General features: G+C 64.6%; 21 protein-coding genes, 1 tRNA gene and 1 pseudogene. 5 read left to right on the top strand and 18 right to left on the bottom strand.

Annotated elements, in window-relative coordinates:
- Positions 1-30: 30 nt before the first annotated feature.
- Entirely contained in the window at positions 31-3432 is a 3402-nt protein-coding gene (locus QK290_RS10360; protein WP_282330582.1) for a pyruvate carboxylase, read from the bottom strand.
- A gap of 297 nt (positions 3433-3729) precedes the next feature.
- Here QK290_RS10360 and QK290_RS10355 point away from each other — a divergent pair, with 297 nt between their 5' ends.
- Positions 3730-4551 (top strand): ParA family protein, encoded by an 822-nt coding sequence (locus tag QK290_RS10355; RefSeq protein WP_282330581.1) that lies wholly within the window; start codon positions 3730-3732, stop codon positions 4549-4551.
- A gap of 106 nt (positions 4552-4657) precedes the next feature.
- Here the strand turns inward: QK290_RS10355 and QK290_RS10350 are convergent, their stop codons facing one another.
- From QK290_RS10350 to gcvH, 5 genes are all read right to left on the bottom strand, one after another.
- Complete coding sequence (locus QK290_RS10350) at positions 4658-5254, bottom strand: MerR family transcriptional regulator (RefSeq protein ID WP_282330580.1); 597 nt, start codon at positions 5252-5254, stop codon at positions 4658-4660.
- 239 nt (positions 5255-5493) lie between these two features.
- Positions 5494-5997 (bottom strand): bifunctional nuclease family protein, encoded by a 504-nt coding sequence (locus QK290_RS10345; protein ID WP_282330579.1) that lies wholly within the window; start codon positions 5995-5997, stop codon positions 5494-5496.
- Positions 5997-6713: a MerR family transcriptional regulator gene (locus QK290_RS10340; protein WP_254750277.1), complete on the bottom strand. Its 717-nt coding sequence runs from the start codon at positions 6711-6713 to the stop codon at positions 5997-5999. The genes QK290_RS10345 and QK290_RS10340 overlap by 1 nt, the downstream gene beginning before the upstream one ends.
- A gap of 23 nt (positions 6714-6736) precedes the next feature.
- A complete protein-coding gene (locus QK290_RS10335; protein ID WP_282330578.1) occupies positions 6737-7213 on the bottom strand; it encodes an FHA domain-containing protein in 477 nt (158 codons plus the stop codon).
- A 145-nt stretch (positions 7214-7358) separates the two neighbouring features.
- The gene (gcvH, locus tag QK290_RS10330) at positions 7359-7745 is read right to left on the bottom strand and encodes a glycine cleavage system protein GcvH (protein ID WP_282330577.1); all 387 of its coding nucleotides are present in this window, start codon (positions 7743-7745) and stop codon (positions 7359-7361) included.
- 118 nt (positions 7746-7863) lie between these two features.
- Between gcvH and QK290_RS10325 the strand changes: the two genes are divergently transcribed.
- Both QK290_RS10325 and QK290_RS10320 read left to right on the top strand, forming a co-directional pair.
- Positions 7864-8481 carry a hypothetical protein gene (locus QK290_RS10325; protein WP_282330576.1) on the top strand — a complete coding sequence of 206 codons (618 nt, stop codon included), beginning with the start codon at positions 7864-7866 and terminating at the stop codon, positions 8479-8481.
- Positions 8482-8485: 4 nt separating this feature from the next.
- Entirely contained in the window at positions 8486-9355 is an 870-nt protein-coding gene (locus tag QK290_RS10320; protein ID WP_282330575.1) for a DNA-formamidopyrimidine glycosylase family protein, read from the top strand.
- A 77-nt stretch (positions 9356-9432) separates the two neighbouring features.
- Here QK290_RS10320 and QK290_RS10315 read toward each other — a convergent pair.
- From QK290_RS10315 to QK290_RS10270, 10 genes are all read right to left on the bottom strand, one after another.
- Positions 9433-9509, bottom strand: a tRNA-Pro gene (locus tag QK290_RS10315).
- Between the two features lie 147 nt (positions 9510-9656).
- Positions 9657-11207, bottom strand: coding sequence for a ribosome biogenesis GTPase Der (gene der, locus QK290_RS10310; protein ID WP_193340025.1), 1551 nt, complete (start codon positions 11205-11207; stop codon positions 9657-9659).
- A 10-nt stretch (positions 11208-11217) separates the two neighbouring features.
- Complete coding sequence (locus tag QK290_RS10305) at positions 11218-11898, bottom strand: lysophospholipid acyltransferase family protein (protein ID WP_282330642.1); 681 nt, start codon at positions 11896-11898, stop codon at positions 11218-11220.
- Positions 11899-11929: 31 nt separating this feature from the next.
- A complete protein-coding gene (gene cmk, locus QK290_RS10300; protein WP_282330574.1) occupies positions 11930-12643 on the bottom strand; it encodes a (d)CMP kinase in 714 nt (237 codons plus the stop codon).
- A complete protein-coding gene (locus tag QK290_RS10295) occupies positions 12643-13752 on the bottom strand; it encodes a prephenate dehydrogenase (protein ID WP_282330573.1) in 1110 nt (369 codons plus the stop codon). Before QK290_RS10295 ends, cmk begins: the two co-directional genes overlap by 1 nt.
- A gap of 3 nt (positions 13753-13755) precedes the next feature.
- Positions 13756-15000 carry a pseudouridine synthase gene (locus QK290_RS10290; RefSeq protein WP_282330572.1) on the bottom strand — a complete coding sequence of 415 codons (1245 nt, stop codon included), beginning with the start codon at positions 14998-15000 and terminating at the stop codon, positions 13756-13758.
- A 110-nt stretch (positions 15001-15110) separates the two neighbouring features.
- Entirely contained in the window at positions 15111-15761 is a 651-nt protein-coding gene (locus QK290_RS10285; RefSeq protein WP_282330571.1) for an SMC-Scp complex subunit ScpB, read from the bottom strand.
- Complete coding sequence (locus QK290_RS10280) at positions 15758-16570, bottom strand: ScpA family protein (RefSeq protein ID WP_282330570.1); 813 nt, start codon at positions 16568-16570, stop codon at positions 15758-15760. The genes QK290_RS10285 and QK290_RS10280 overlap by 4 nt, the downstream gene beginning before the upstream one ends.
- A 7-nt stretch (positions 16571-16577) precedes the next feature.
- Entirely contained in the window at positions 16578-17477 is a 900-nt protein-coding gene (locus QK290_RS10275; protein ID WP_282330569.1) for an AAA family ATPase, read from the bottom strand.
- Between the two features lie 248 nt (positions 17478-17725).
- Positions 17726-19072 carry a cation:dicarboxylase symporter family transporter gene (locus tag QK290_RS10270; RefSeq protein WP_282330568.1) on the bottom strand — a complete coding sequence of 449 codons (1347 nt, stop codon included), beginning with the start codon at positions 19070-19072 and terminating at the stop codon, positions 17726-17728.
- A gap of 139 nt (positions 19073-19211) precedes the next feature.
- Here QK290_RS10270 and QK290_RS10265 point away from each other — a divergent pair, with 139 nt between their 5' ends.
- Both QK290_RS10265 and QK290_RS10260 read left to right on the top strand, forming a co-directional pair.
- Positions 19212-20852, top strand: a complete 1641-nt coding sequence (locus QK290_RS10265) for a sensor histidine kinase (protein WP_282330567.1) — start codon at positions 19212-19214, stop codon at positions 20850-20852.
- Complete coding sequence (locus QK290_RS10260; protein ID WP_282330566.1) at positions 20849-21562, top strand: response regulator; 714 nt, start codon at positions 20849-20851, stop codon at positions 21560-21562. Before QK290_RS10265 ends, QK290_RS10260 begins: the two co-directional genes overlap by 4 nt.
- 32 nt (positions 21563-21594) lie before the next feature.
- Here the strand turns inward: QK290_RS10260 and QK290_RS10255 are convergent.
- Together QK290_RS10255 and QK290_RS10250 are read right to left on the bottom strand one after the other, a co-directional pair.
- Positions 21595-22620, bottom strand: a pseudogene (locus QK290_RS10255) (aminotransferase class V-fold PLP-dependent enzyme).
- A 55-nt stretch (positions 22621-22675) separates the two neighbouring features.
- Positions 22676-24574 (bottom strand): AMP-binding protein, encoded by a 1899-nt coding sequence (locus QK290_RS10250; protein ID WP_282330565.1) that lies wholly within the window; start codon positions 24572-24574, stop codon positions 22676-22678.
- Positions 24575-24592 lie beyond the last annotated feature (18 nt).

The raw sequence follows: 24592 nt of genomic DNA, 5'->3' as shown, positions 1-24592 counted from the left end.
GGAGGGCCCCTGCCTTTAAGCCTGGATTCCTTAGCCCTGCTCTACGACCAGGAGGAGGTCCCCGCCCTGGACCTGCTCCACTGCGGAGATGGCGAGCCGCGCGACTTTGCCTGCTACCGGCGTCGTAATGGAGGCTTCCATCTTCATCGCTTCGATGGTGGCCACCGTGTCGCCGGCATTGACCGTGTCGCCGGCCTTGACGGTCACGGTGACGGCGCCGGCGAACGGCGCGGCAACGTGGCCGGGCTGGGCCGGGTCTGCCTTCTCTGCGGCTTTGACGTTGCTCACCACAGAGCGGTCACGGACCACAACGGGGCGGGACTGGCCGTTGAGCGTGCACATCACCGTGCGCATGCCCTTCTCGTCGGGCTCGGAAACGGCTTCCAGCGAGGCGATCAGCCGGACACCCTTCTCCAACTGGATCTCGTGCTCGGCGCCGTGCTGAAGGCCGTAAAGGTAATCGCGGGTGTCGAGGACGGAAATGTTGCCGTAGGTCTCCACGCTCTTGAGGTAATCCTTGGTGGGGCCCTCGAAGAGCAGGCGGTTCAGCGTGTTCTGGCGGGTCTTGGAATCACTCTGGAGCGCGGTGCTGTCCTCCGGGCTGAGGTCAGCATCGCGGACCTTGATGCTGCGGCCCTTGAGCGCCTTCGTACGGAAGGGCTCCGGCCATCCTCCCGGCGGGTCACCAAGTTCGCCGGACAGGAAGCCGATGACGGAGTCGGGGATGTCGTAGTTCTCCGGATTTTCGTTGAAGTCCGCCGGATCTGCGTTGAGGCCCACGAGGTGCAGGGCGAGGTCGCCCACCACCTTGGACGACGGCGTGACCTTCACCAGGCGGCCCAGGATCCGGTCCGCCGCGGTGTACATGTCCTCGATCGCTTCGAAGCGCTCCCCCAGACCCAGCGCCATGGCCTGCTGGCGCAGGTTGGAGAGCTGGCCGCCCGGTATTTCGTGCTGGTAGACACGGCCGGTGGGGCCCGGAAGTCCTGACTCGAACGGCGCGTAGACGCGGCGCACGGCTTCCCAGTACGGCTCAAGGGAGCTGACTGCGTCAAGGCTCAAGCCGGTGTCCCGCGGGGTGTGCGCCAACGCCGCCACGAGGGCGGAGGCGGACGGCTGGCTGGTGGTCCCGGCCAGCGAGGCGGAGGCAACGTCAACAGCATCGACGCCGGCGTCGACTGCCGCCAGCAGGGTGGCCAGCTGACCGCCGGCCGTGTCATGGGTGTGGAGGTGGACCGGGAGGTCGAAGCGTTCGCGCAGTGCGGCGACCAGTTTGGCGGCCGCTGCCGGGCGGAGCAGCCCGGCCATATCCTTGATGGCAAGGATGTGCGCGCCGGCGTCCACAATCCGCTGGGCCAGTTCCAGGTAGTAGTCCAGCGTGTACAGCTTCTCGTCCGGGTTCAGCATGTCGCCGGTGTAGCACAGTGCTACTTCGGCTACAGCTGTGCCGGTGGCCCGGACAGCGCGGATGGCGGGTGCCATCTGGTTCACGTCGTTCAGGGCATCGAAGATGCGGAAAATGTCGATACCGGTGGCGGCGGCCTCGTTGACGAAAGCCACCGTCACCTCCTCCGGGTACGGTGTGTAGCCCACCGTGTTCCGGCCGCGCAGCAGCATCTGCAGGCAGACGTTGGGCAGCGCCTTCCGCAGGGCGGCCAGGCGGTCCCAGGGGTCCTCGCCGAGGAAGCGCAGCGCAACGTCATAGGTTGCGCCGCCCCAGGCCTCAACGGACAGAAGTTCCGGAAGGAGGGCCGTGACCGCGGGTCCGGCGGCCACGAGGTCCCGGGTACGTACGCGAGTGGCCAGCAGTGACTGGTGGGCGTCGCGGAAGGTGGTGTCGGTGACGGCCACGGCGGTCTGCTCACGCAGGGCCTTGGCGAATCCTTCGGGGCCTAGCTCCAGCAGTCGCTGGCGTGATCCGGGTGCGGCCTGCCGATCGCCAACGGCGGGGAGTTTGGCAGCCGGATCCGAGTGCACCTTCAGCTCGCCGTTGGGCTTGTTGACGGTGACTTCGGCCAGCCAGGTCAGGAGCTTGGTGCCGCGGTCGGCGGAGACCCGGGCCTGCAGCAGCTGGGGACGCTCGTCGATGAAGTTCGTGGCAACGTTTCCGGCAATGAAATCGGCATCATCGAGGACGGCCTGGAGGAAGGAAATGTTGGTCGACACACCTCGGATGCGGAACTCTGCGAGAGCCCGGCGGGCGCGGGCCACGGCGGCAGGGTAGTCACGGCCGCGGCAGCTCAGCTTCACGAGCATTGAGTCAAAGTGGGGACTGATCTCGGCACCCGAGTAGACGGTGCCGCCGTCGAGCCTTACACCCGCACCGCCGGCGGAGCGGTAGCCGGTGATTTTCCCGACGTCGGGCCGGAACCCGTTCGCAGGGTCCTCGGTGGTGATGCGGCACTGCAGCGCTGCACCCTTGAGCTGGACCGTCTCCTGGGAGAGACCGAGGTCCGCGAGGGTTTCGCCGGAGGCGATCCGAAGCTGTGCCTGCACCAGGTCAACGTCCGTCACTTCCTCAGTAACGGTGTGCTCCACCTGGATGCGGGGATTCATTTCGATGAAGACGTGCTGGCCGGCGCGTTCGCCGACGGTGTCCACCAGGAACTCCACGGTTCCGGCGTTGACGTAGTTCAGGGCCTTGGCGAACTTCACCGCGTCACGGTAAAGCGCCTGGCGGATACCTTCGTCCAGGTTGGGTGCCGGGGCAATCTCGATGACCTTCTGGTGCCGGCGCTGGATGGAGCAGTCACGTTCGAAGAGGTGGATGACGTTGCCCTCGGCGTCGGCCAGGATCTGGACCTCGATGTGGCGCGGGCGGAGCACTGCCTGCTCGAGGAACATGGTGGGGTCGCCGAACGCGGCTTCGGCCTCACGCATGGCGGCCTGCAGGGCCTCAGGAAGGCCCTCCCGGGTATCAACGCGGCGCATGCCACGTCCGCCGCCGCCGGCGACGGCCTTCGCGAAGATGGGGAACCCGATCTCATCGGCCGCGGCGATCAGCTCATCGATGTCCTTGGAGGGTTCACTCGATTTCAGAACCGGCACACCGGCCTTACGGGCAGCCTTCAGTGCTGCAACCTTATTGCCCGCCAGCTCAAGCACTTCAGCCGGCGGGCCTACAAAGGTGATGCCCGCTTCCTCGGCCGCGCGGGCGAGGTCCGGGTTTTCCGAGAGGAAGCCGTAGCCGGGGTAGATCGCGTCGGCGCCGGATTCCTTGGCGACTCGTACCACTTCGGCGACATCGAGGTAGGCCCGGACGGGATGCCCCACCGCGCCGATCAGATATGCCTCATCGGCCTTCTGGCGGTGGATCGAATTTCGGTCCTCATTGGGGAAGACAGCAACGGTCTTGGCGCCGAGCTCGTAGCTGGCACGGAAGGCCCGGATCGCGATTTCGCCGCGGTTGGCCACCAGAATCTTGGAAAACATAATTCTCCTGCATCTTTGCGGGTGTATCGGTAAGTGGTCACAGTGTCTAAGACCCGCGCTTAGAAATACAAATCACTGTGGCCACAGTGACAGAAACCTCCGTCATGTCCCGCGTACATCAACGGGGGCTGGCAGAGCCTGCCACCCACGCCATCGCCGTGCCGCGTCCCCCATAAGGCGGGATTCACAGGCGCAGCCACATATGATGAGTAAGGCGGCTCAAGCCGCCGGCTTCGGCAGTGCCGGAGCAAACACTACCCCCAACACGGCAGCCGGCGTTAGGTTTTGGTCTCACAAGTGCAAGTAGTCAGCATCAGCAGCCTCAAGGGCGGAGTCGGCAAGACTTCCGTCACCACAGGATTGGCGTCTGCGGCGCTTGCCGCGGGAATCCCCACACTGGTGGTGGACCTCGATCCGCATGCGGACGCGACCACTGCCCTGGGCGTCCTGGCCGGAGATCAGCTGGACATCGGCAGGATGCTCAAGAGCCCCCGCCGCGCCAAACTGGCAGACAACGTCGCAGGCAGTTCCTGGACTGCACGGGCGAACATCAACGGATCCGGACCGGCCGTACTGGACGTCGCTGTGGGTTCGGCCTACACCGGCATCTACGACCGTCCCGACCTTGGCCGCCGCGACCTCCGCAGGCTTTCCGCAGTCCTGGCCGGCGCCGACCGCTACGAGCTGGTCCTCATAGACTGCCCGCCGTCACTGAACGGGCTGACACGGATGGCGTGGTCTGCGAGTGACAAGGTGGCCTTAGTGGCCGAGCCCGGACTCTTCTCGGTGGCGGGAACGGAGCGGACCATGCGCGCCATCCAGCTGTTCAAGCAGGAATTTGCGCCGAACCTGTCCCCCGCCGGCATCGTGGCCAACCGCGTGCGCACGGGCTCCTCCGAACACACCTACCGGCTCGCGGAAATGGAATCGATGTTCGGTGACCTCCTGTTGAGCCCGCGCATCCCCGAACAGGCGAACTGGCAGCAGATCCAGGGCGCGGCCCACCCCGTGCACCACTGGCCCGGCGAATCCGCGAAGTCTTCAGCTGCACTGTTCGACGCACTCCTTGCCAACATCCTGGCGACCGGAAGCGGCCTGCGGAACCGAACCCAGCGGTAACTCCTGTGGCTGCAGCGTCCCGCTGCAGCCACAGGTTCCGCGGACAACGGGAAGAGGCCACCCGTCGGGGTGGCCTCTTCTCGTTGCTATGTGTCAGCCTGCGGTGTCAGCCGATCTTGCGGGCGGCGCGCCGCTGGCCCAGTTCGTCGTCGGGAAAGGACTGTTCGACGGCGTGTTCGCTCGGCAGGGAAGCCAGACTGCCTTCGACTTCGCGCCAGACCCTGCCCACGGCGATGCCGAAAACACCTTGGCCGCCCTGGACAAGATCGATGACCTCGTCAGCGGACGTACATTCGTAGACGCTCGCACCATCGCTCATAAGGGTGATCTGCGCCAGGTCTTCCACTCCGCGTTCGCGCAGGTGTTCCACCGCGGTGCGGATCTGCTGAAGGGAAACACCGGTGTCCAGGAGCCGTTTGACTACCTTGAGGACGAGAATGTCCCGGAAACCGTAGAGCCGCTGTGAGCCCGAGCCAGCGGCGCCGCGGACTGCTGGCTCAACGAGCCCGGTCCGTGCCCAGTAGTCCAGCTGGCGGTACGTGATCCCGGCCGCCTTGCAGGCGGTGGGGCCGCGGTATCCGGCGTCCTCATCAAGGACGGGAAGGTCTTCGGTAAACAGGAGGCCCTGGGCACCGCTCGCGGGCACAGCCACACCAGCAGTTGTGGGCTGTTTCAGCCCGCCTGCTTCGCCTTTGGGACTCACCTGGATCCTCCTTCATATAAGCTCCCGGGGGACCACTGCATCAGCCGGTGCACGCATGAAGTCCATGCATGTAATTTCGCGTGGGTCGTACTTTTACAGTGTGACTTGCGCGGCTGCTCTAAGCAATGGGAGCTTGATACCTTCGACGTTAGGCCCGCCGCGCCCCAAGGTCAAAGATCCAGGCCTCTTGGAGCAGGCGTGTCGGAACTTTCAGGCTCAACTTTAACCTTAATGTGACCTCAGCCGTCGAAGTCTTCCGGCTCAACATCGTCCAGGAACTCACGGAACCGCCGCAGTTCGCGCTCCTCGTCGACCGTGGGGCCCGGGTCAGTGTCCTCACCCTCGTCATGCTCGGTGATGCGGACTCCGGCTTCATCCATCACGGAGTCGGCACACCAGATCCGGCACTTGGCCCGCAACGCGACCGCGAGGGCGTCCGATGCGCGTGAGCTGACGGTGGTGCCGTTCTCGAACTGGAGCTGGCCATAAAAAATGTTGTCCTCAACGGCCACAATGTTGACGCTGACAACCGAGTGGCCCAGTGATTCCACCACGTCCACCAGGAGGTCGTGGGTCATCGGGCGCGGAGGCACCACCCCTTGCTGGGCCAGGGCGATGGCACTTGCCTCCGGAGTCCCGATCCAGATGGGCACGTGGCGTTCGCCGTGGATCTCGCGCAGCAGGACGAGCGGCTGGTTGGACGGCAGTTCGATGCGAACGCCGACTATCTCCACTTCGATCATCAGATGTCCATACGTGAGATGCGGTCCTGGACCAGAGCCCGGTGCAGGACCAGGCAGAGGTCGCTGATTTCGCGAGCGGCTTCCGCAGCCCGCGCCTGCGACGCGGAATCGCGCCGGGACGCGAGCGGTGCAACTGCCCGCTCCACGAGCCCGAATTCACGTTCCGCGGCGGCCTGGAACGGACGCAGGTGGCGCGGTTCAAGGCCGTGGCTCTCCAATTGCACGCAGGCACGGGCAACCTGGAGGGCGTGCTCGTCGAACTTGCCGTTGCTGTGGCTGATCAGTCCGAAGCTCAGCAGGGATTGAAGCAACGGAATGCTGGCACCGGATTCAGTCCGCAGCTGTTCCTCGCTGAATTTCCGGCCGCGGTTCTGAAGCTCCACGGCCAGTTCATCCGAAACGATCCGAGGCGAAACCACGACGCCGGGCGGCAGGTTCTCCGGCCGTTCTCCCCTGTCAATCGCATCAAGGTAGTCCTTAATGACTTTCAGTGGCAGGTATTGGTCCCGCTGCAGCGCCAGCACGAAACGGAGACGCTCGACGTCGCCGTCCGAGTACTGCCGATATCCAGCCGGAGTGCGGCGCGGATTAATCAGTCCTTTTTCCTCCAGGAATCTGATTTTCGACGCGGTCATACCCGGAAAGTCGCCGCTCAGCTGCGCGAGGACTTCCCCGATGTTCAGAACTTGGGGGCCCCGGCGTTCCGGTTGTGCCATTGCCACAGGCAAGTGTCCCGGGATCAGGCGCGGCCTGCTGCGCGGGCAGGGCTCAGGTAGAAGGTGAGACGGAACTTGCCGATCTGGACTTCGTTCCCGGACTTCAGCTCAACACTGTCCACGCGGTCGTGGTTAACGTAGGTGCCGTTGAGGCTGCCGGTATCCACCACTTCAAAGCTCCGCGCTGTACGGCGGAACTCGACGTGGCGCCGGGATACCGTGACGTCATCCAGGAAGATATCCGCGTCAGGGTGACGGCCGGCCGTGGTGATGTCCGTGTCAAGCAGGAAGCGGGCACCCGCGTTCGGGCCGCTGTGGGCTACCAGGAGCGCGGAACCGGCCGGCAGTGCCTCCACGGATGAACGCTCGTCCATGGACAGCTTGGGGGCAATCGTGGGCTCGTCCGTGACGGGGGTGAGATGAATCGAGGTGGTCTCCGAAGCCCTGGCTGCACCTGTGCCGTGCTCGCCTTCGGCAGGGACCTGTTCGTGGCCAACCATGGATTCCTCCTCTTTCGCTGCAGCTCTGACGCCTGCAATCAACATTTGCCCTGACGGACACGCCTCGCGGATCCGTTGCCGGGCACCGATCCGGCCACTGACGTGCGAAGACGCCCGCTGGCCGGACCGGATGAACCCGGTAGCTTCAGCCTACCTGCTGTTCGTACTCGGATGCACTGAGCAAGGATTCCACGGCGTCTGCTTCGGCAAGCCGGATTTCGATCAGCCAGCCGTCGCCGTACGGATCGGAGTTGATCAAAGCCGAATCGGTATCGAGGGATTCGTTGCGTGCGACGACCTCGCCGCTCACCGGAGCATAGATATCGCTGACACTCTTGGTGGATTCGACTTCGCCAACGACTTCGTTGGCGCTGACTTTAGTACCCGCCTCCGGCAGCTGGGCGTAGACAACATCTCCGAGTGCGTCCTGCGCGAAGTCGGTGATGCCCACCCGGACCACGCCGTCGGCGCTCGGTGCGGATACCCACTCGTGCTCGGCAGTGTAGGACAGGTCTTCGGGAATGTTGCTCATCAGGGGCCTTTCATCGGGTCAATCACCAATGTCAACGGGGCCTGGAAAACAAGCCGCCGCTGAAAGTATAGGCACAACTCCACGGGCGTTCGAGGAGGATTCTGACATGATGAGACGCATGAGAACACACTCACAGGAATCGCCAGCGAAACAGGCGAACTGGGCTGCGCGGATCATCCTCGTTGTGGTGGCGCTGGTGGTCCTCACAGCCGCCTACTTTGCCTTTGCGGCTATCCTCCCGGTCTGGTGGGCGAATGTTATCCGCAACCAGGTCCAGGGCAACCTCGGGGCCGGCATCCTGGTGGGGATGTTCTACGGGTTCGTTTTCACGTTCGTCCCCCTTCTGGTGGCCTGGCAGGCAACGCGCAAATCCGTGAGCTGGCACTGGAAGCTGGCCATCCTCGTCTCCGCTGCGGCCCTCGCGTCCCCTAATCTACTGACCGCCGGAATCATGTTCGGCAGCTCGCAGGCCGCCCACAACGGACAGCGGATCCTAGGCACCGAGGCCACTTGGTTCGCTATGTGGACGCAAATCTCAGCCATCGCCGCCGCAGTCAGCTTTGTTGTTGGCCTGTTCCTGTGGAGGGTCTGGCGTCAGCGCGGCAAGAAGATGAGGGCGCTCAAAAAGGCAGATGCCGAGCGCTCCATGGCGACTAAGGCGGCCAATGACACCGCGGCCCGCTCACCTGTTCCTGAGGCACCGGCCGCCACCGACAGCCAGGCTGACCGCAGGTAAAGCCGTGCCGGAGCTACCCGAGGTTGCAGGCCTGGCCGGTTTCCTGGACGAGCACTTGCGCGGAGCGGTGGTGCGGAAGATCCAGATCGTATCCTTTGCGGTGCTGAAGACAGCGGATCCGCCCTTCACCGCGTTGGAGGAGTGCACCATCAGCGGCGTCCGCCGGTTCGGAAAGTTTGTCAGCCTTGACACCGACGGACCTTCGTTTGTCTTCCACCTCGCCCGGGCAGGATGGGTTCGTTTCACGGACTCACCCAACGGTGCCCAGCTCCGGATGGGAAAGGGCTACATCGCTGCCCGGCTGGCGTTCAGCGGGCCGGACGGCGCCCATGGCATGGATCTCACCGAGGCGGGGACCAAAAAGAGCCTGGCCGTGTACGTGGTGCGCGATCCCCAGGATGTGCCGGGCATCGCGGCCCTCGGGCCGGACCCGTTCAGCGCAGCGTTCGACGCCGACATGCTGGCGGAAATTCTTGGCTCAACGTCCCAGCAGATCAAGGGAGTCCTGCGGAGCCAGGGCGTGATCGCGGGGATCGGAAACGCCTACAGCGACGAGATCCTGCATGCTGCAAGGATCTCCCCTTTTGCGACCGCCAAGTCCTTGGACCGCGACGCGGTGCAGACGCTGTACGACTCCATCCACGGCGTGCTCGGAACCGCCCTGGCTGAAGCCAAGGGGAAACCACCCAGCGAGCTAAAGGACGTCAAACGCGGCCATATGCGCGTCCATGCCCGGACCGGCGAGGCTTGCCCGGTGTGCGGTGACACAGTCCGGGAGGTGTCTTTCGCCGATACGTCCCTGCAGTACTGTCCAACCTGCCAGACCAAGGGAAAACTCCTGGCGGACCGCAGGACATCGAAGTTCCTGAAATAAGCCAGGTGACGAGACATGCAAAAGGACGGCACAAAACAGAAGCGTCCCGGAGAAAATTCTCCGGGACGCTTCTGTTCTGGTCGGGCTGACAGGATTTGAACCTGCGACCCCTTGACCCCCAGTCAAGTGCGCTACCAAGCTGCGCTACAGCCCGTTAGTTCCGCCGTTCTCCGCTGCGTTTACTCCTGATGTTAGCCAGGATTTCAACTCAGCAGTCCGGCCGAACCACCTTGAAAAGCTTACACGATTCCGGAGGGTGCAAGTGACACTTTGCCGCCTGCACGCCCCCCGCGTGTCCTAATTAACGCTTCTTGCCACGCTTTTCGCGGACGCGCATGTTGACCTCGATGGGCGTGCCCTCGAAACCGAATGTTTCGCGGAGCCTTCGGGTGATGAAACGGCGGTAGCCCGGGTCCAGGAACCCGGTGGTGAACAGCACAAACTTCGGCGGCCGGCTGGACGCCTGCGTGCCGTAGAGGATGCGCGGCTGCTTTCCGCCGCGCACCGGGTGCGGGTGCGCCGCCACAAGCTCGCCGAGGAAGGCATTGAGCTTGCCGGTGGGGATGCGCCGGTCCCAGTTCTCCAGCGCCAGGTCCAGGGCGGGAACCAGGCGGTCCTTGTGCCAGCCGGTCAGTGCGGATATATTGACCCGCGGCGCCCAGGCTACGTGGGCCAGGTCCTGCTCGATTTCGCGCTCCAGATAGGTGCGGCGTTCGTCGTCGAGCAGGTCCCATTTGTTGAAGGCCAGCACCAGGGCACGGCCCGACTCGATGGCCAGTTGCAGGATGCGGACGTCCTGCTCGCTGAGCACCTCGTCAACGGCGAGAAGAACGACGGCGACCTCCGCCTTCTCGAGCGCGGCCTGCGTCCGGAGCGAGGCGTAGTAGTCGGCGCCCTGAGCCATGTGCTGGCGGCGCCGGATGCCCGCCGTGTCCACAAAGCGCCAGGTACGGTCGCCGAGTTCAATGAACTCATCCACCGGATCACGGGTGGTCCCGGCGGTGTTGTCCACGACTACACGTTCGGACCCTGCCAGCTTGTTCAGCAGCGATGACTTGCCCACGTTCGGGCGGCCGATCAGCGCGATGCGGCGCGGGCCGCCCGAGCGTTCCAGGCCCTCAATCGTGGAGAACTCCGGCAAGGTGTCCATCACGTGGTCCAGGAGGTCGGCGACGCCGCGGCCGTGCAGGGCGGAAACGGGGTAGGGCTCGCCGAAGCCGAGGCCCCACAGGGTGGCGGAGTCCGCTTCCTGGGCGAAGTCGTCCACCTTGTTGGCCACCATGATGACCGGCTTCTTGCTGCGGCGGAGCATCTTCATGACGCCCTCGTCCGTCGCGGTGGCGCCCACCGCAGAGTCGACGACGAAGAGCACGGCGTCGGCCATTTCCACGGCCATTTCCGCCTGTTCGGCCACCCGGGCGTGGATGCCGCGGGCATCGTGCTCCCAGCCGCCGGTGTCCACGACCGTGAAGTTGCGTCCGTTCCAGTGTGCCGAGTACATCACCCGGTCCCGCGTCACCCCGGGAGTATCCTCGACCACGGCTTCGCGTCGGCCCAGGATACGGTTCACGAGAGTGGATTTGCCCACGTTGGGACGGCCGATGATTGCCAGCACGGGATCGAGCTTGACCGGTCCGTCAAAGTCCTCGTCGTCGAATTCCCCGCTCAGAAGGGCGGCGTCTTCGTCGTCGAGTTCGTAGTCGGCCAGGCCGGCGCGGAGCGACGCGGCACGCAGCTCCGCTTCGTCGTCGTCCAGGGCGGCCAGCCGCTCGGCCACCTGGTCCGTGCCGGTGGGCGTGTATTCGTCTTCGCCGGCGCCGGAGTGGCCGGAGGTTTGAGTCGTATCGCTCATTGCGCTTTCCTTAGTGGTCATCTGCCGGCGTCCCGGCTACTGCTGTGAAGTTCGTGCGGAAATCCGCGTGGGGCAAAGGCTGCCCACTGTGTTGGATGGTCTCCTGGACGTGCCCCGAAAGCGCAGCGCGGATTTCCATTCCCGCCCTGTCCATTGAAGCACGGCCCGTTTCGCCGGGGTTTCGGCTGAGGGTCAGCGCGTCGCCGAAGCTGACGTGGAACCGCCGCCCCGGCCTGGGTACTGTGTCGAGGTGTTCGTTGCCAGTCCGGGTTCCGAGGATCGCCACGGGAACCACTGGGGCGCCGGAGTTCAGCGCCAGCCAGGCCACCCCGTTGTTGATGTCCGTTGCCTGGCCGCTCCCCCTGTTACCTTCCGGAAGAATCCCGATGCAACGGCCGGCGTCGAGCATGTTTTTGCCCAGCAGCAGCGCCGCCCGGCCCCCGGAGCGGTCCACCGGCAGCTGGCCTGAGGCCCGAAGGACCCGTCCCAGCACTCCCCTGAACATCTCCTTCTTAACCAGAATGTGCATGGGACGCGGCGACGCACCGAACATCACCGGCCCGTCCAGGAAACTGATATGGTTGCCGGCAAAAATCACCGGCCCGCCTGTCGGCACGTTGTCCCGGCCAGTGACGGACGTCCGGTACACCACATGATCAAGCAGCCAGCCGACGGGCCTGCTCCAGGTCATGGTCCAGCCGGAGGGAAGACGCACGCCGCCGTCAGTCACGGTTGAGCACCTTCGTGACGATCACGAGCGCCGCATCCACGGTCTCGGCGAAGTCCAGATCGGACGAATCCAGGGTGACAACACCGTCGGCAGCCTGGGTGAAGTTCACCACCGTGGAATCCTTGGCGTCGCGCTGGGTGACCTGGGCGGTGAGCTGCTCCGCATTCTGCGTGCCGCCCAGCTGGATGCCGCGGCGGCGAAGCCGTGCTTCCTCACTGGCCGTCAGCAGCATGCGGACTTCAGCGCCCGGCGCGACGACGGTGGTAATGTCCCGGCCCTCCACCACGATGCGGCGGTGGTGCTTTTCAATAAGTCCACGCTGCCGGCGGATCAATTCGGTCCGGGCACCAAGGGTGGTGGCCACCGTACTGACCGCTGAAGAAATTGCCGGTTCGCGGATGGCGTCCGTAACATCTGCCCCATCCACGCGGACGTAGTCCTCCCGCGGTGTGGTGCTCAGTTCCAGGACCAGGTCCCGGGAAGCCTGCTCCACGGCAGCGGCGTCGCTGAGGTCGATTCCGGTGGTGACGCAGAACCAGGTCAGGGCCCGGTACATGGCGCCGGTGTCCAGGTAGGCAAGGTGCAGCCGGCGGGCCACTTCCTTGCTCACGCTGGACTTGCCGGAGCCTGACGGCCCGTCGATGGCCACCACCAGGGGCCTGCCGACGCGCAAGGCCGGAAGGGTGTCAAGAAGTTCTTGTGTCATTACTGCAATACCCGCCATCCGCGGTCGTTGAGTGCTTCGATCAGATGGTCATGCTTGTTCGGCAGCACGGACAGTTCCACCATGCCCACGTTCTGGCCCGAGGAATGGTCCAGCCGCAGGTCTTCCACGTTCACGCCGATCTCACCGATTTCGGTGAGGAGCTGCGCGATCTGTCCCGGCCGGTCATCAACCAGGACCGTCAGCCAGGAGTACGCCTGCGGCGGGCCACCGTGCTTGCCCGGGATACGGGCCTGCCCGGCATTGCCTTCGCTGATCAGCTGGGCCAGGTCAAGCCTGGCGCCGGGCGCCAACGGTTCCTCGAGCGTGCCGATGAGCCGGTTCAGGTCCGCGCGGACCCCGTAAAGGATCTCCACGACCTTCCCCGCGTTACCGCCCAGGATCTGGACCCACAGCGTAGGATCGCTCGCGGCGATCCGCGTGACGTCCCGCAGCCCGTTGCCCGCGAGGGACAGCGCGTGCAGCGGCGTCCCCTGCAGCCGGCTGGCCAGCAGGGAGGACATGATCTGGGGCAGGTGCGACACCAGCGCCACGGCTTCGTCATGTTCGTCGGCAGTGAACTGGGAAACCACAGCGCCCAGGTCGGTCGCCAGGGAACGCGCGGTCTGCACGGCCGCCGCGGATGACTCCGGGGCCGGGCAAACCACCCACGGCATGGACGTGAAGAGCTCGCCGCGGGCCGCAACCGGACCGGACTTTTCGCGCCCGGCCATCGGATGGGTGCCCACATAGCGGCTGAGGTCCGCGCCGCGGCCGCCCAGCTCCGCCAGGATGGCGGCTTTGACGCTGGCAATGTCAACCACCACGGAATCCGGGTAGTCGGCAAGCGCCCGCGCCACGACGTCGGCGGTCACGTCCGGCGGTGCTGCCACCACCACAAGCTCCGGCGCCGCGTCCCCGAGCTGATCCAGGGGCTGGCCGGCACCGATATCGACGGCCACCGCCTGGTTGGTGGGCGACGGGTCAGACAGGAACACGGGCACGCCGCGTCCACGCAGGCCAAGCCCGATGCTGGCACCGAGCAGGCCGGTGCCAATCACCACGACCGGTCCGTTGAGGTGTCCCCGTCCGTGGGAGCGAAATGCGGACATGCCTCAGAGTCCTACGGATGCCAGCAGGTGGCCGACTTCCTGCTTGCCAAGGTTGCGGATGCTGCCCTGGCGCTGGTCACCCAGGCCGATGGGGCCCACCTTGACGCGCACCAGGCGCAGGACCGGGAATCCGACGGCGTCGAACAAGCGCCGGACAATCCGGTTCTTGCCCGAGTGCAGGACCACTTCGATCAGCACGTGACCCGGAGTGGAGTCCACCAGCTTGAAGGAGTCAACGGAGGCAAAGCCATCCTCAAGTTCCACACCTTCCCTGAGCTGGGCGCCGACTCCCTGCGGGAACGGACCACGGACCTGGACCAGGTAGGTCTTGGGGACCTCATAGGACGGGTGAGTCAGCCGGTTGGCCAGTTCGCCGTCGTTCGTCAGCAACAGCAGGCCCTCGGTGGCGACGTCCAGCCGGCCCACATGGAACAGGCGTTCGCCCTGGTGGGTCTTCCGCACAAAATCGCTGATGCAGGGACGGCCATCGGGATCCTCCATGGTTGACACCACACCCTTGGGCTTGTTGAAGACCATGTACACGAGGTTTTCATCCAGCTGGATGCGCAGGCCATCAACGTGGATGACCGCAGTCTTGGGGTCCACCCGGACACCAAGTTCAGTGACCACCTGGCCGTCGACCTCCACCCGGCCCTCGGAGATCATCTCTTCGCAGACGCGGCGCGAAGCCACGCCGGCCTGTGCCATGACCTTCTGCAGGCGGGTGCCATCGGCGTCGTGCATTTCAGACTGCGGAACAGAACCGCGGGGTCCGCGCTGGCGGGCAGGCTTCCGCACGGGGCCAAGGTTCTGGCCGAAACGTTCGCTGCCAAAGGCGCGGGAGGCCGCGGCTCCGGGCCGGCCGGTGCGTGGCTTGGGCTTGAGCGCGCCCGGAGTGCCGGGAGCTTTATTGGCACCCGGCTTGCGGGCGGCAGGCTTGCGCGCCGAGGCGCTGGCGGCGGGCTTCCAGTCGGAGGCACCGCGGCCGGCCGGCGGCGACGCCGGGGCATCGCCGGGATCCACAAATGGCTCCTCGCGCGGTCTCGGGGCCTTGAACGGCCGGTCGCCGCCGCCGAATCCGGCGTTACGCTTGCCAGCGCCGGCACGGAAACCGCCGCCTGCCGCGCTGGGGCGGCCACTGCCGCCCTGCGCCGGATTGCGGCTGGCGCCGCCCTGTCCGGCATTGCGTTCTGAACTGTTGCGTCCCGAACTGTTACGTGGTGAACCCTGGCGTCCCGCCTGTGTCATGACCCGTCCTTCGTTATTTGGCCGGCTGGTTGTCCAAGGACAACCCTAGCCAGCCATGCAGAAATTATCTGCACTTATGAATATTCTTGTGCGTAGGCGGGATTTCCCGCCTACATTCTGTCGGCGTCGTAGAACTCCGAGATGCCCTCAAGCCCCGGAAGATGGGGTGAAAGCTGAGGCAGTTCCGCTGCGGAGCCGATTCCCATCCGTTCCAAAAAATACGACGTGGTCCGGTAGAGGATGGCGCCCGACTCAGGATCATGTCCCGAATCTTCGATCAGCCCGCGCTGGGTCAATGTCCGTACAACAGAATCAACATTGACTCCTCGAATTGCAGACACCCTGGCCCTTGAGACGGGCTGGCGGTACGCGATGACAGCCAGTGTTTCCAGGGCCGCCTGTGTGAGCCTGGCCGTCTGACCCTCTAGCACAAACCGTCCGACGATCTCGGCGAAGTCTGCGCGGGAGTAGATCCGCCAGCCACCGGCGATGTTCCGCAATTCAAAACCCCGGGGGCTGGTACTGAAACCAAAATCGCTGGCATCGTCCATGTCCGGGGCTTTAACAGTATAGCCGCTATACTCACGCTGCAGTTCCGCCAGTAACTCATCGACGACGGCGACAGCCAGATTAAGGCCGGCGGCCAGTTCGATAGCGGTGGCCGGCTGGTCCAGGACCATCAGGACCGCCTCAAGTGCAGCCCGGGCGCCGCCGGGAAGGTCCCGGACGTCGACGCCCGGATCCGGAAGTTCTTGGCTCACGGCAGTTCCTCGTATTCTTCACGTAGGTTTTCTGTTGACCATTCCCGGCCATCCACTGTCCAGTGCACGGTGAGATCGCCAAGCGGCGACACCTGCTCAAAGGACACTGCCCTGTCCCGGAACATCTCCAGCAAGGCCAGGAACCTGGCAACCACTACCAGCGTGGAATCGGCGTCGGCGATCAGCGCGCGGAAAGAGAGGGGCTTTCCCAGCTGGAGCCGGAGCCCCAGGATCTCGGCCTGTTCCTTCACGCTGACGGCACTGCCATGCAGGTGGGCAAGGCCCACCTCGGTGGGCCGCGGCGCTTTAGGCTTCAGGGCGGACTCGGCCAGGCGGGCGAACTGTTCCGGCGAGTGCTTCCACACCAGTTCCGGGAGCATTGCGGCAAAGTGCTCCTCCAAGGCCACCTGACGCGGGAACCGGCCGGCTTCCTGTTCAAGGGTTCCAGCCATCAGTGCCGCCACCTGTTTGAATGCCTTGTATTGAAGAAGCCTCGCAAAAAGGAGGTCCCGCGCTTCCAGCAGTGCGATGTCTTCATCGTCCTCCACCTCGCCGGCGGGCAGGAGCCGCGCCGCCTTGAGGTCCAGGAGGGTGGCGGCGATGACCAGGAATTCACTGGCTTCGTCCAGTGCCCATTCCTCGCCGAGCTTCTGCAGCTTCCTGATGTACTTGATGAACTCATCAGTGACGGTGGCAATGGCCACCTCGGTAATATCCAGCTGGTGCTTGGCGATCAGGCCCAGCAAGAGGTCGAACGGGCCGGTGAAGTTGGCCAGCCGCACCTCAAAGCCGGGTTTGGACTCGGCCACGGCCTGACTAGGGCGCTCCGCCGCGCGAAATCAGCTCTTTGGCCAGGCGGCGGTAGGCATCGGCACCGATGTGGCTGCCGGCGTAGCTGGTGATCGGCTCGGCCGCGACGGTGGCATCCGCGAACTTGATGGAGCGTTTGATGACGGTCTCGAAGACTTTGTCGCCGAAGGCTTCCACCAGGCGGGTGATGACTTCGCGGCTGTGGAGCGTGCGGGCGTCGTACATGGTGGCCAGGACACCATCAACCTGCAGGCCGGGGTTCAGCCTGTCCTGGACCTTGTCGATGGTTTCCACCAGCAGGGCTACCGCACGGAGCGCGAAAAACTCGCAGATCAGCGGGATGATCACGCCGTGGGCGGCGGTCAGGGCGTTGACCGTCAGCAGGCCCAGGGAGGGCTGGCAGTCAATCAGGACGACGTCGTAATCGTCTTCGACTTTTTTCAGCGCCCTGTCGAGGACCTGCTCACGGGCGACTTCGTTGACCAGCTGCACTTCTGCGGCGGAGAGGTCGATGTTGGCCGGCAACAGGTCCACGTTTTCGACGCCGGTCTGGTGGATGGCGTCGCGGATGTCCACCTTGCGATCCATGAGGACGTTGTACACCGTCAGGTCCAGTTCGTGCGGGTTGATGCCCAGGCCCGCGGACAGGGCACCCTGCGGGTCAAAGTCAACCAGCAGCACCTTGCGGCCGTATTCAGCAAGGGCCGCTGCCAGGTTGATGGTGGATGTGGTCTTGCCAACGCCGCCCTTTTGGTTGACCATGGCGATCACGCGCGCGGGACCGTGGGACGACAGCGGAGCGGGTTCCGGAAACTCGCGGTGGGGGCGCCCGGTGGGACCCATCACGGCATCTTCCAGATCGAGTTCCGTGCCTTCCAGAGTTGCCGAACCCTGTTCGCTGCTCACGTATCTATCCACACTTTCGATGACGGTGATTTTCCTGCCGCTGTTATGTCCAGCGCCATTCCTTCTTCATCCCAAGGCTACAGGCCCCGGCACGGTATTCGAGGGAACTTGACTTTAGCGGGAATTTGAGCCTTTACCTTCTACTAGAAGTCGAAGGTTGAGCCTCTACACATGCAAACCGCCCGTGCAGCCGGAGCTGTACGGGCGGTTCTGGGCGGCGTTTCTCGAGTAGTCGTGGGACAGCCGACCTAGGCGGTGGCGGGCACAGCTTTTGTCTCTGGGGAGCCGCCAAACCGGTCAGCGTGGCCGGCAGCCATGGTCGTTTCGTCAAAGGGCAGGTTGCCGGACAGGACACTGTTGACCTGTTCACCGTCGATTTCCTTGACCCAGGTGCCTACCAGCACAGTGGCCACGGCGTTGCCGGTGAAGTTGGTCAGTGCACGGGCCTCGGACATGAAGCGGTCGATTCCGACGATAATGCCCATGCCGCCGAGGAGTTCCGGCCGGTGGGCCTGGAGTCCGGCCGCCAGGGTTGCCAGCCCCGCGCCGGTGACGCCGGCAGCACCCTTGGAGGCGATGATCATGAAGATCAGGAGCGAAATCTGCGCCCCAAGATCCAGCGGGGTGCCCATGGCATTGGCGACGAACAGCGAAGCCATGGTCAGGTAGATGGCGGTGCCGTCCAGGTTGAAGGAGTAACCGGTGGGGACCACAACGCCGACAACCGGCCTGGAAACCCCGAGGTGCTCCATCTTGGCAATGAGGCGCGGGAGTGCTGCTTCAGAGGACGAAGTGGAGAAGATCAGGAGGTATTCGCGGGCCAGGTACCGCATCAGCTTGAAGATGTTCACTCCGGCAACAACCTGCAGGAGTCCGCCCAGGATGACGACGATGAATAGTGCACAGGTGATGTAGAACGCCACCATGAGCGTAAACATGCTCACGATTGCCGCGAAGCCAGTTGCGCCGACAACGGCGGCGATGGCACCGAAGGCACCGACCGGGGCGAGCCACATGATCATGATGAGGATACGGAAAACCAGTGCCTGGCCGTAGCCGATGGCCTTGAGGATCGGGGCACCCTGCGTTCCCATCCTCTGCAGCGCGAAGCCGATCAGGATGGCCGCGAGCAGGGTGGGCAGAACCGGAATGTCGGTGGGAATGATCCCCAGCAGGAAGTCCACGGTGCTGTCCGTGGCAGCCTTCTTGTTCGGATCGTAGGCCGTCAGCTTCAGGCCTTCACCCGGATGGATGATGTTGCCCACGACGAGGCCGATGGCCAGGGCAAAGGTGGACATGATGAGGAAGTAGCCCAGTGCCAGGCCGCCTACCTTGCCAACCGTGGCGGCCTTGGCGATTGACCCGATGCCCAGCACGATAGTGCAGAAGATGATCGGCGCGATCATCATCTTGATGAGTTTAATGAACCCGTCACCGAGCGGTTTGAGGCTCTTGCCGACTTCCGGGAACAGCAGACCGACGAGTGCGCCCAGGATCACGGCGGCGATGACGGCGATGTAGAGATAGTGGGATTTGTCCAAGCCCTTGCGGGCGGCCTTTGCAGGCGCTGGTGACTCTCCTCGTTGAGAAGCCATGATGTGTCTCCTTATGGATAATCTGGTAGACGCTGCGGCGCAGTCTCTGGCCCATCGCGTCGGTCCGGTGTGATATCCATCATTAGGCACACCGTGACATAGCTCACCGTTGCGTTCATATTGGTCATGGAAGGTGCCGATGATCCACAAATGGAGTCTCGCCAAGAGGTTTTTGGTCGCACACCTGCTGTTCACGCTGGCTCTGACGATGCTCGTCGGAACGGCATCGTACCTCGACGCCCGGGACCGCACTTACACCGAGGCCGGACTTCGGATGCGCGGCATTGCGGCAGCCGTGGCCACGAACCCCCTTGTACTGGAGGCGATCGAGTCTACCGATCCGTCATCAATCCTCCAGCCTTACGCGAAAGACGTCATGGAAGGTGCCGGCGCGGACTTTGTCACGATCATGGCGCCGGACAGGACCCGCTGGACGCACCCGAACGATCAGGAGCTAGGGAAGCCCTACATCGGCTCCATTGACGCTGCCCTAAAGGGGCGTCCTGAGACTGAAATAGTTTCCGGAACCCTCGGCCCCTCCGTGCGCACCATCGTCCCGTTGCTCGACAGCGGGGGAACAGTGCGAGGGCTTGTGGCTGCGGGCGTCACTGTAGGGTCCGTCGACGGCGACGTTTTGGGAAGGCTGCCCGCTGTAGTGATCATTGTTCTGGCCATGCTCTTCGGGGGGTCACTCGCAGCCTGGTTACTGGGACGCTACCTGCGCGGTGTCACCAGGGGGTGGGGCCCGGAACAGCTGGCACAGCTGTTCGCCTATTACGAATCGGTCCTGCACTCCGTCCGCGAGGGGCTCATCCTGATCGACACAAAGGGCCGGGTGGTCATGTACAACGACCATGCAGCCGAGTTGCTGGGGCTTGCGCACCGCGGTTCAGGCGACGACCCGTCCCGGCCACCCCTGCTGTCAGACCTGCCTCTTGCCGAGAGCCTCAAGGAACTCTTTGGATCCGGCCGCACGGCCCACGACGAAATCCACCTGACGGGACCACGAATCGTGGTGGTGAACCAGGGCCCGGCCGTCGGGCCCGACTCTCCCGGCCTCCGCAGCCCCGCGGTGTTCGGCACCGTGGCCACCATCCGGGACCGGACAGAGATCGAATCACTGGGCAGCGAGCTGGAAACGATGCGGACGCTGTCCGACGCCCTCCGCGCCCAGACCCATGAGCACGCAAACCGGCTGCACACCATGGTTTCCCTGCTGGAGCTGGGGCGGACCCGGGAGGCCCTGGAATTCGCCACCAAGGATCTCGAACTGAGCCAGCAACTGACTGACGAGATGGTGAGCTCAGTGGACGAACCCGTCCTGAGCGCCCTGATCATGGGCAAAGCTGCGGAAGCGAATGAGCGCGGGGTGAAGCTGACGCTCTCCGCCGAAGGGTCCGCGTCCGTCGCGGGCCTCGCGGTCCAGGACCTCGTCACCATCCTGGGAAACCTCCTGGACAACGCGATCGACGCCGCCGCGGACGGCGCTCCCCCCAGGACTGTGGAACTGACCGTTGAGTCCGACGCCGAGGGGCTGGACATCACCGTGGAGGATTCCGGATCGGGCGTGGACCCCGCAGCCGTGGAGGATATTTTCCGGCACGGCTTCAGCACCAAGACACCCGGCCCCTTCGGACGCGGCATTGGCCTGGCCCTCGTCCGCCAGGCCGTGCAGCGACTGGACGGTACCATGAGCATCACAGGCACGGACGGCGCACGCTTCCAGGTCTTCCTGCCGGCCGTGGCCGCCGGAACCGACAAAGACGAGCAGTTCCAGTGACCGATATCCGCGTCCTCGTTGTGGAAGACGAGCCGGTGGCGTCGGCCGCGCACGCAGCCTACGTGGGCAGGATGACAGGATTTATGCTGGCCGGAACGGCCCCTGACGGCCAGTCCGCACTCAGGCTGCTGGGCGAGCTCGCCGCTGCCGGTGAGCCGGTGGAACTCGTCCTGCTCGACATGAACCTGCCGGACCTGCACGGCCTGGACATCGCCCGGCGGATGCGTGCGGCAGGAATCCTCGCGGACATTATTGCGATCACCGCGGTCCGGGAAGTGGCGATTGTCCGGAGCGCGGTGGCCATCGGTGTTGTGCAGTACCTGATCAAGCCCTTCACCTTTGCCACGTTCGAAGACAAACTCTCGAGCTACCGGTTGTTCCGGGAGCAGCTGGCAACCCCTGGGTCCGGAGCCGGGAGGACCGGCGCATCCCAGAGCGAGGTTGACCAGGCCTTCGCAAGCCTCCGGGCGCCGTCGGAAATGCCCCTCCCGAAGGGCCTTTCCGTCTCCACGCTGAGCTCGGTCCGGGACTACCTGAAACACCATTCGGGATCCGCTTCGGCCACAGAGGTCATGGCGGCGCTTGGAATGTCCCGGGTGACGGCCCGCCGCTACCTCGAATACCTCGCCGACGCCGGCATCGCCTCCCGGGCGCCCCGCTACGGCACGCCCGGCCGGCCGGAAAACGAGTACGCCTGGAAGCGGCCCTGATACTACAGGCATGTTTTCCCTGGAGCCCGCGGCTAGGCAGCGAAGATGGCTTCCTTCAGAGGCCCCAGCACCAGGGTCACCGACGCGGCGTTTGCGTGGGGGCCCATCAGGCCGTTCCGTCAGATGCTGGAAGCGTACTTGCCCGCCCCTGAGCCAATCTCGATGCTGAAATGCTCCAGAAGATAATGGCGTACGGCCGCGGAGTCGACGCCGTCCAGACCTTTACAGTGGTAAGGCTGGGCAGCCGGTGGCCCTCGGCCGCGAACAGCTCAAGTCCCATCTCCTGGAGCCCCGCCTGCAACGCGGCCCCTGCCGCGCGGTGGCGTGCCTGGACCGTGTCCAGTCCCTCGGCCAGAATTCTTTGCAACCCCGCCTCCAAGCCGGCGAGCATAGTCACCGGTGGCGTGTGATGGTACGTTCGTCCGCTGCCAGTGGCGGCCCCGGCGTAACCGCCCAGCAGGCCGACGTCCAGGTAAGAGGAGGGATCCTTGATTCTTCGCTAGAAGGCCCTGCCCGACATTGTGAAGGGCGAGAGTCCCTGCGGCAGACCAAGGCATTTCTGGGTGCCGCCATAGCCGACGTCGATTCCCCAGTCATCGGCGTGCAACTCCAGCCCCGCCGATGGACGCCCGTTGACGTTTCGGCGTGGACTGCCGCAATCACCTTCGGCTGTGGGTGAACGGTCAGAACGCGCTCGACGTCGATGGGCGTACCCTATTCGTGGTCAACACGCACCACAGTCGCGCCGCAGCGGCGGGCCACCTCACACATGCGTTCACCGAAGAGACCGTTGACGGGGATCACTGCCACGTCACCGTCATCCACGGTGTTCACAAAGCCGCTTCCATGCCACCGGAACCGGTGACGCTCAAGGGCAGAGTGCGGGCATTCCGAGTCCCCCAGACCGTGCGGAGGCCCTCGCAGGTGTTGTCGAGCCGTTCAATGAAGACGGGATCCAGGTGCCCAATCACCGGATGCGCCAACGCGGCGGTCACTTCCGGGTAGCAATTGCTCGGTCCCGGACCGAACAGGAACCGTGAGGTCAAAGCCTGTGGCATTGGAACTCCTTCGTCAGTCAAGCCTTCCTGGCGTCCGGGGCTACTACCGCGGGTGCTAAACGGCGCTTTCCGGCCGGAGCACGCCCAGCAACTGCCCGATCACCTCCGGATCCTCAATCGTTGAGGGCACAATGTACTCGTCGCCGTCGGCAATCTGGCGCATGGTCTTGCGCAGGATCTTCCCTGACCTGGTCTTGGGGAGTGCTTCGACCACCGCGGCGTGCTTGAAGTCGGCCACCGGCCCGATGTCCTTCCTGACAAGGGCGATCAGCTCGCGGACCACCTCGTTGCCGTTGGCGGTCACGCCTGCCTTGAGTACCACGTAGCCGCTGGCGCGCTGACCCTTGAGGGGATCTGCCACACCGATCACGGCACATTCTGCGACGGCGGGGTGGCTGGCAATGACCTGCTCAATCGCGCCGGTGGACAGCCGGTGGCCCGCCACGTTGATGATGTCGTCGGTCCGGCCCATCACAAAGACGTAGCCGTCGGCATCCCGGTAGCCGCTGTCACCTGTGGCGTAGCTGCCTTCAAAGGCCGCAAGGTACGAGGACACATAACGGTCGTCGTTCTGCCAGAGGGTGGTCAGGGTGCCGGGAGGCAAGGGAAGCTGGAGGACAATGTTGCCCTCCTCCCCCGGCTGCACCGCAGCTCCGGAGCCGTCCACAATCTTCAGTTCGAAGCCGGGCATGGGCACTGTCGGTGACCCGGGCTTGAAGGGAAGGTCCTCCAGCCCGCGCGGGTTGGCGCAGATGGCCCAGCCAGTTTCGGTCTGCCACCAGTGATCCACCACCGGAACACCCAGGACCTCACCTGCCCAGCGGTAGGTGTCCGTGTCCAGCCGCTCGCCGGCGGCAAACAGCGATCGCAGGGTTTCAATGTCGTAGTGGGCCAGTTCCGCAGCATGTGGGTCTGCCTTACGGATCGCGCGGAGGGCAGTGGGAGCAGTGAACAGGACGTTGACCTTGTGGTCCTGCACGACGCGCCAGAACGCTCCCGCATCAGGGGTCCCGACCGGCTTGCCCTCATAGAGGACCGTGGTGGCACCGGCCAGCAGTGGGCCATAAACAATATAGGAATGCCCCACCACCCAGCCGACGTCGGACGCGGTCCACATCACGTCACCCGGACCGACGTCGTAGATGTTTGCCATGGTCCAGCTGAGCGCGACAGCATGGCCGCCGTTGTCCCGCACGACGCCCTTCGGCGTGCCGGTGGTGCCCGAGGTGTAGAGGATGTAGAGGGGGTCGGTTGCTGCGACGTCCACTGCTGCCGCAGGGGCGGCAGCCTCAATGCACAGGTCCCAGTCCAGCCAGTCCGGATACTCGGAGGCGTGGTGCACAAAGCCTTCCCGGCCCTTGACGATGACGGGCGTCTGCCCGGCACCGGCAAGCTCGAGCGCTTCAGCGACCGCCGGAAGATACTCCACCCTTCGTGAGGGCTCAATCCCTCCCGATGCCGTCACAATCGCGGCCGGACCGGCATCCGTGATGCGGGCGGCGAGTTCTCTGGGCGCGAACCCGCCGAAGACCACCGAATGCACGGCTCCGAGCCGCGCCGTCGCCAGCATTGCAATGGCGGCCTCGGGAATCATGGGCATGTAAATGACCACCCTGTCCCCCTTGTGGACCCCCTGCGAGCGCAGCACACCCGCGAACCGCGCCACTAGGTCCGTCAGTTCGGCGTAACTGTACGTGCGCTTGATCCCCAGCATCGCGGAGTCGTAGATGAGGGCAGCCTGGTCCCCGCGGCCGGCCTCAACGTGGCGGTCCAGGGCGTTGTAGCTCGTATTGAGTATGCCATCGGGAAACCAGCGGAACAGCGGGGCGGCCGATCCATCAAGCGCGGTCTCCGGAGTCCTGGACCAGGTCACGCCGCCTGCTGCCTCGAGCCAGAAGGCGTCCTTCTGTTCGATGCTGCGCGAATATGCTTCCCGGTAATTTCCGCTGACCATCATGGGCTCCCGTTCACG

This window comes from Pseudarthrobacter sp. AL07 (assembly GCF_029960665.1).
Taxonomy (GTDB): Bacteria; Actinomycetota; Actinomycetes; order Actinomycetales; family Micrococcaceae; genus Arthrobacter.
The sequence above is the reverse complement of the archived record's forward strand: the minus strand, read 5'-3'. Positions and strand labels throughout refer to the sequence as shown.

Bases quoted from the DNA above. Each gene is read 5' to 3' on its own strand.
- QK290_RS10360 (WP_282330582.1), bottom strand. From the start codon at position 3,432: ATGTTTTCCAAGATTCTGGTGGCCAACCGCGGCGAAATCGCGATCCGG.
- QK290_RS10345 (WP_282330579.1), bottom strand. From the start codon at position 5,997: ATGATCGAAGTGGAGATAGTCGGCGTTCGCATCGAACTGCCGTCCAAC.
- QK290_RS10340 (WP_254750277.1), bottom strand. From the start codon at position 6,713: ATGGCACAACCGGAACGCCGGGGCCCCCAAGTTCTGAACATCGGGGAA.
- QK290_RS10335 (WP_282330578.1), bottom strand. From the start codon at position 7,213: ATGGTTGGCCACGAACAGGTCCCTGCCGAAGGCGAGCACGGCACAGGT.
- gcvH (WP_282330577.1), bottom strand. From the start codon at position 7,745: ATGAGCAACATTCCCGAAGACCTGTCCTACACTGCCGAGCACGAGTGG.
- QK290_RS10325 (WP_282330576.1), top strand. From the start codon at position 7,864: ATGAGAACACACTCACAGGAATCGCCAGCGAAACAGGCGAACTGGGCT.
- der (WP_193340025.1), bottom strand. From the start codon at position 11,207: ATGAGCGATACGACTCAAACCTCCGGCCACTCCGGCGCCGGCGAAGAC.
- QK290_RS10305 (WP_282330642.1), bottom strand. From the start codon at position 11,898: ATGACCTGGAGCAGGCCCGTCGGCTGGCTGCTTGATCATGTGGTGTAC.
- cmk (WP_282330574.1), bottom strand. From the start codon at position 12,643: ATGACACAAGAACTTCTTGACACCCTTCCGGCCTTGCGCGTCGGCAGG.
- QK290_RS10295 (WP_282330573.1), bottom strand. From the start codon at position 13,752: ATGTCCGCATTTCGCTCCCACGGACGGGGACACCTCAACGGACCGGTC.
- QK290_RS10290 (WP_282330572.1), bottom strand. From the start codon at position 15,000: ATGACACAGGCGGGACGCCAGGGTTCACCACGTAACAGTTCGGGACGC.
- QK290_RS10270 (WP_282330568.1), bottom strand. From the start codon at position 19,072: ATGGCTTCTCAACGAGGAGAGTCACCAGCGCCTGCAAAGGCCGCCCGC.
- QK290_RS10265 (WP_282330567.1), top strand. From the start codon at position 19,212: ATGATCCACAAATGGAGTCTCGCCAAGAGGTTTTTGGTCGCACACCTG.
- QK290_RS10250 (WP_282330565.1), bottom strand. From the start codon at position 24,574: ATGGTCAGCGGAAATTACCGGGAAGCATATTCGCGCAGCATCGAACAG.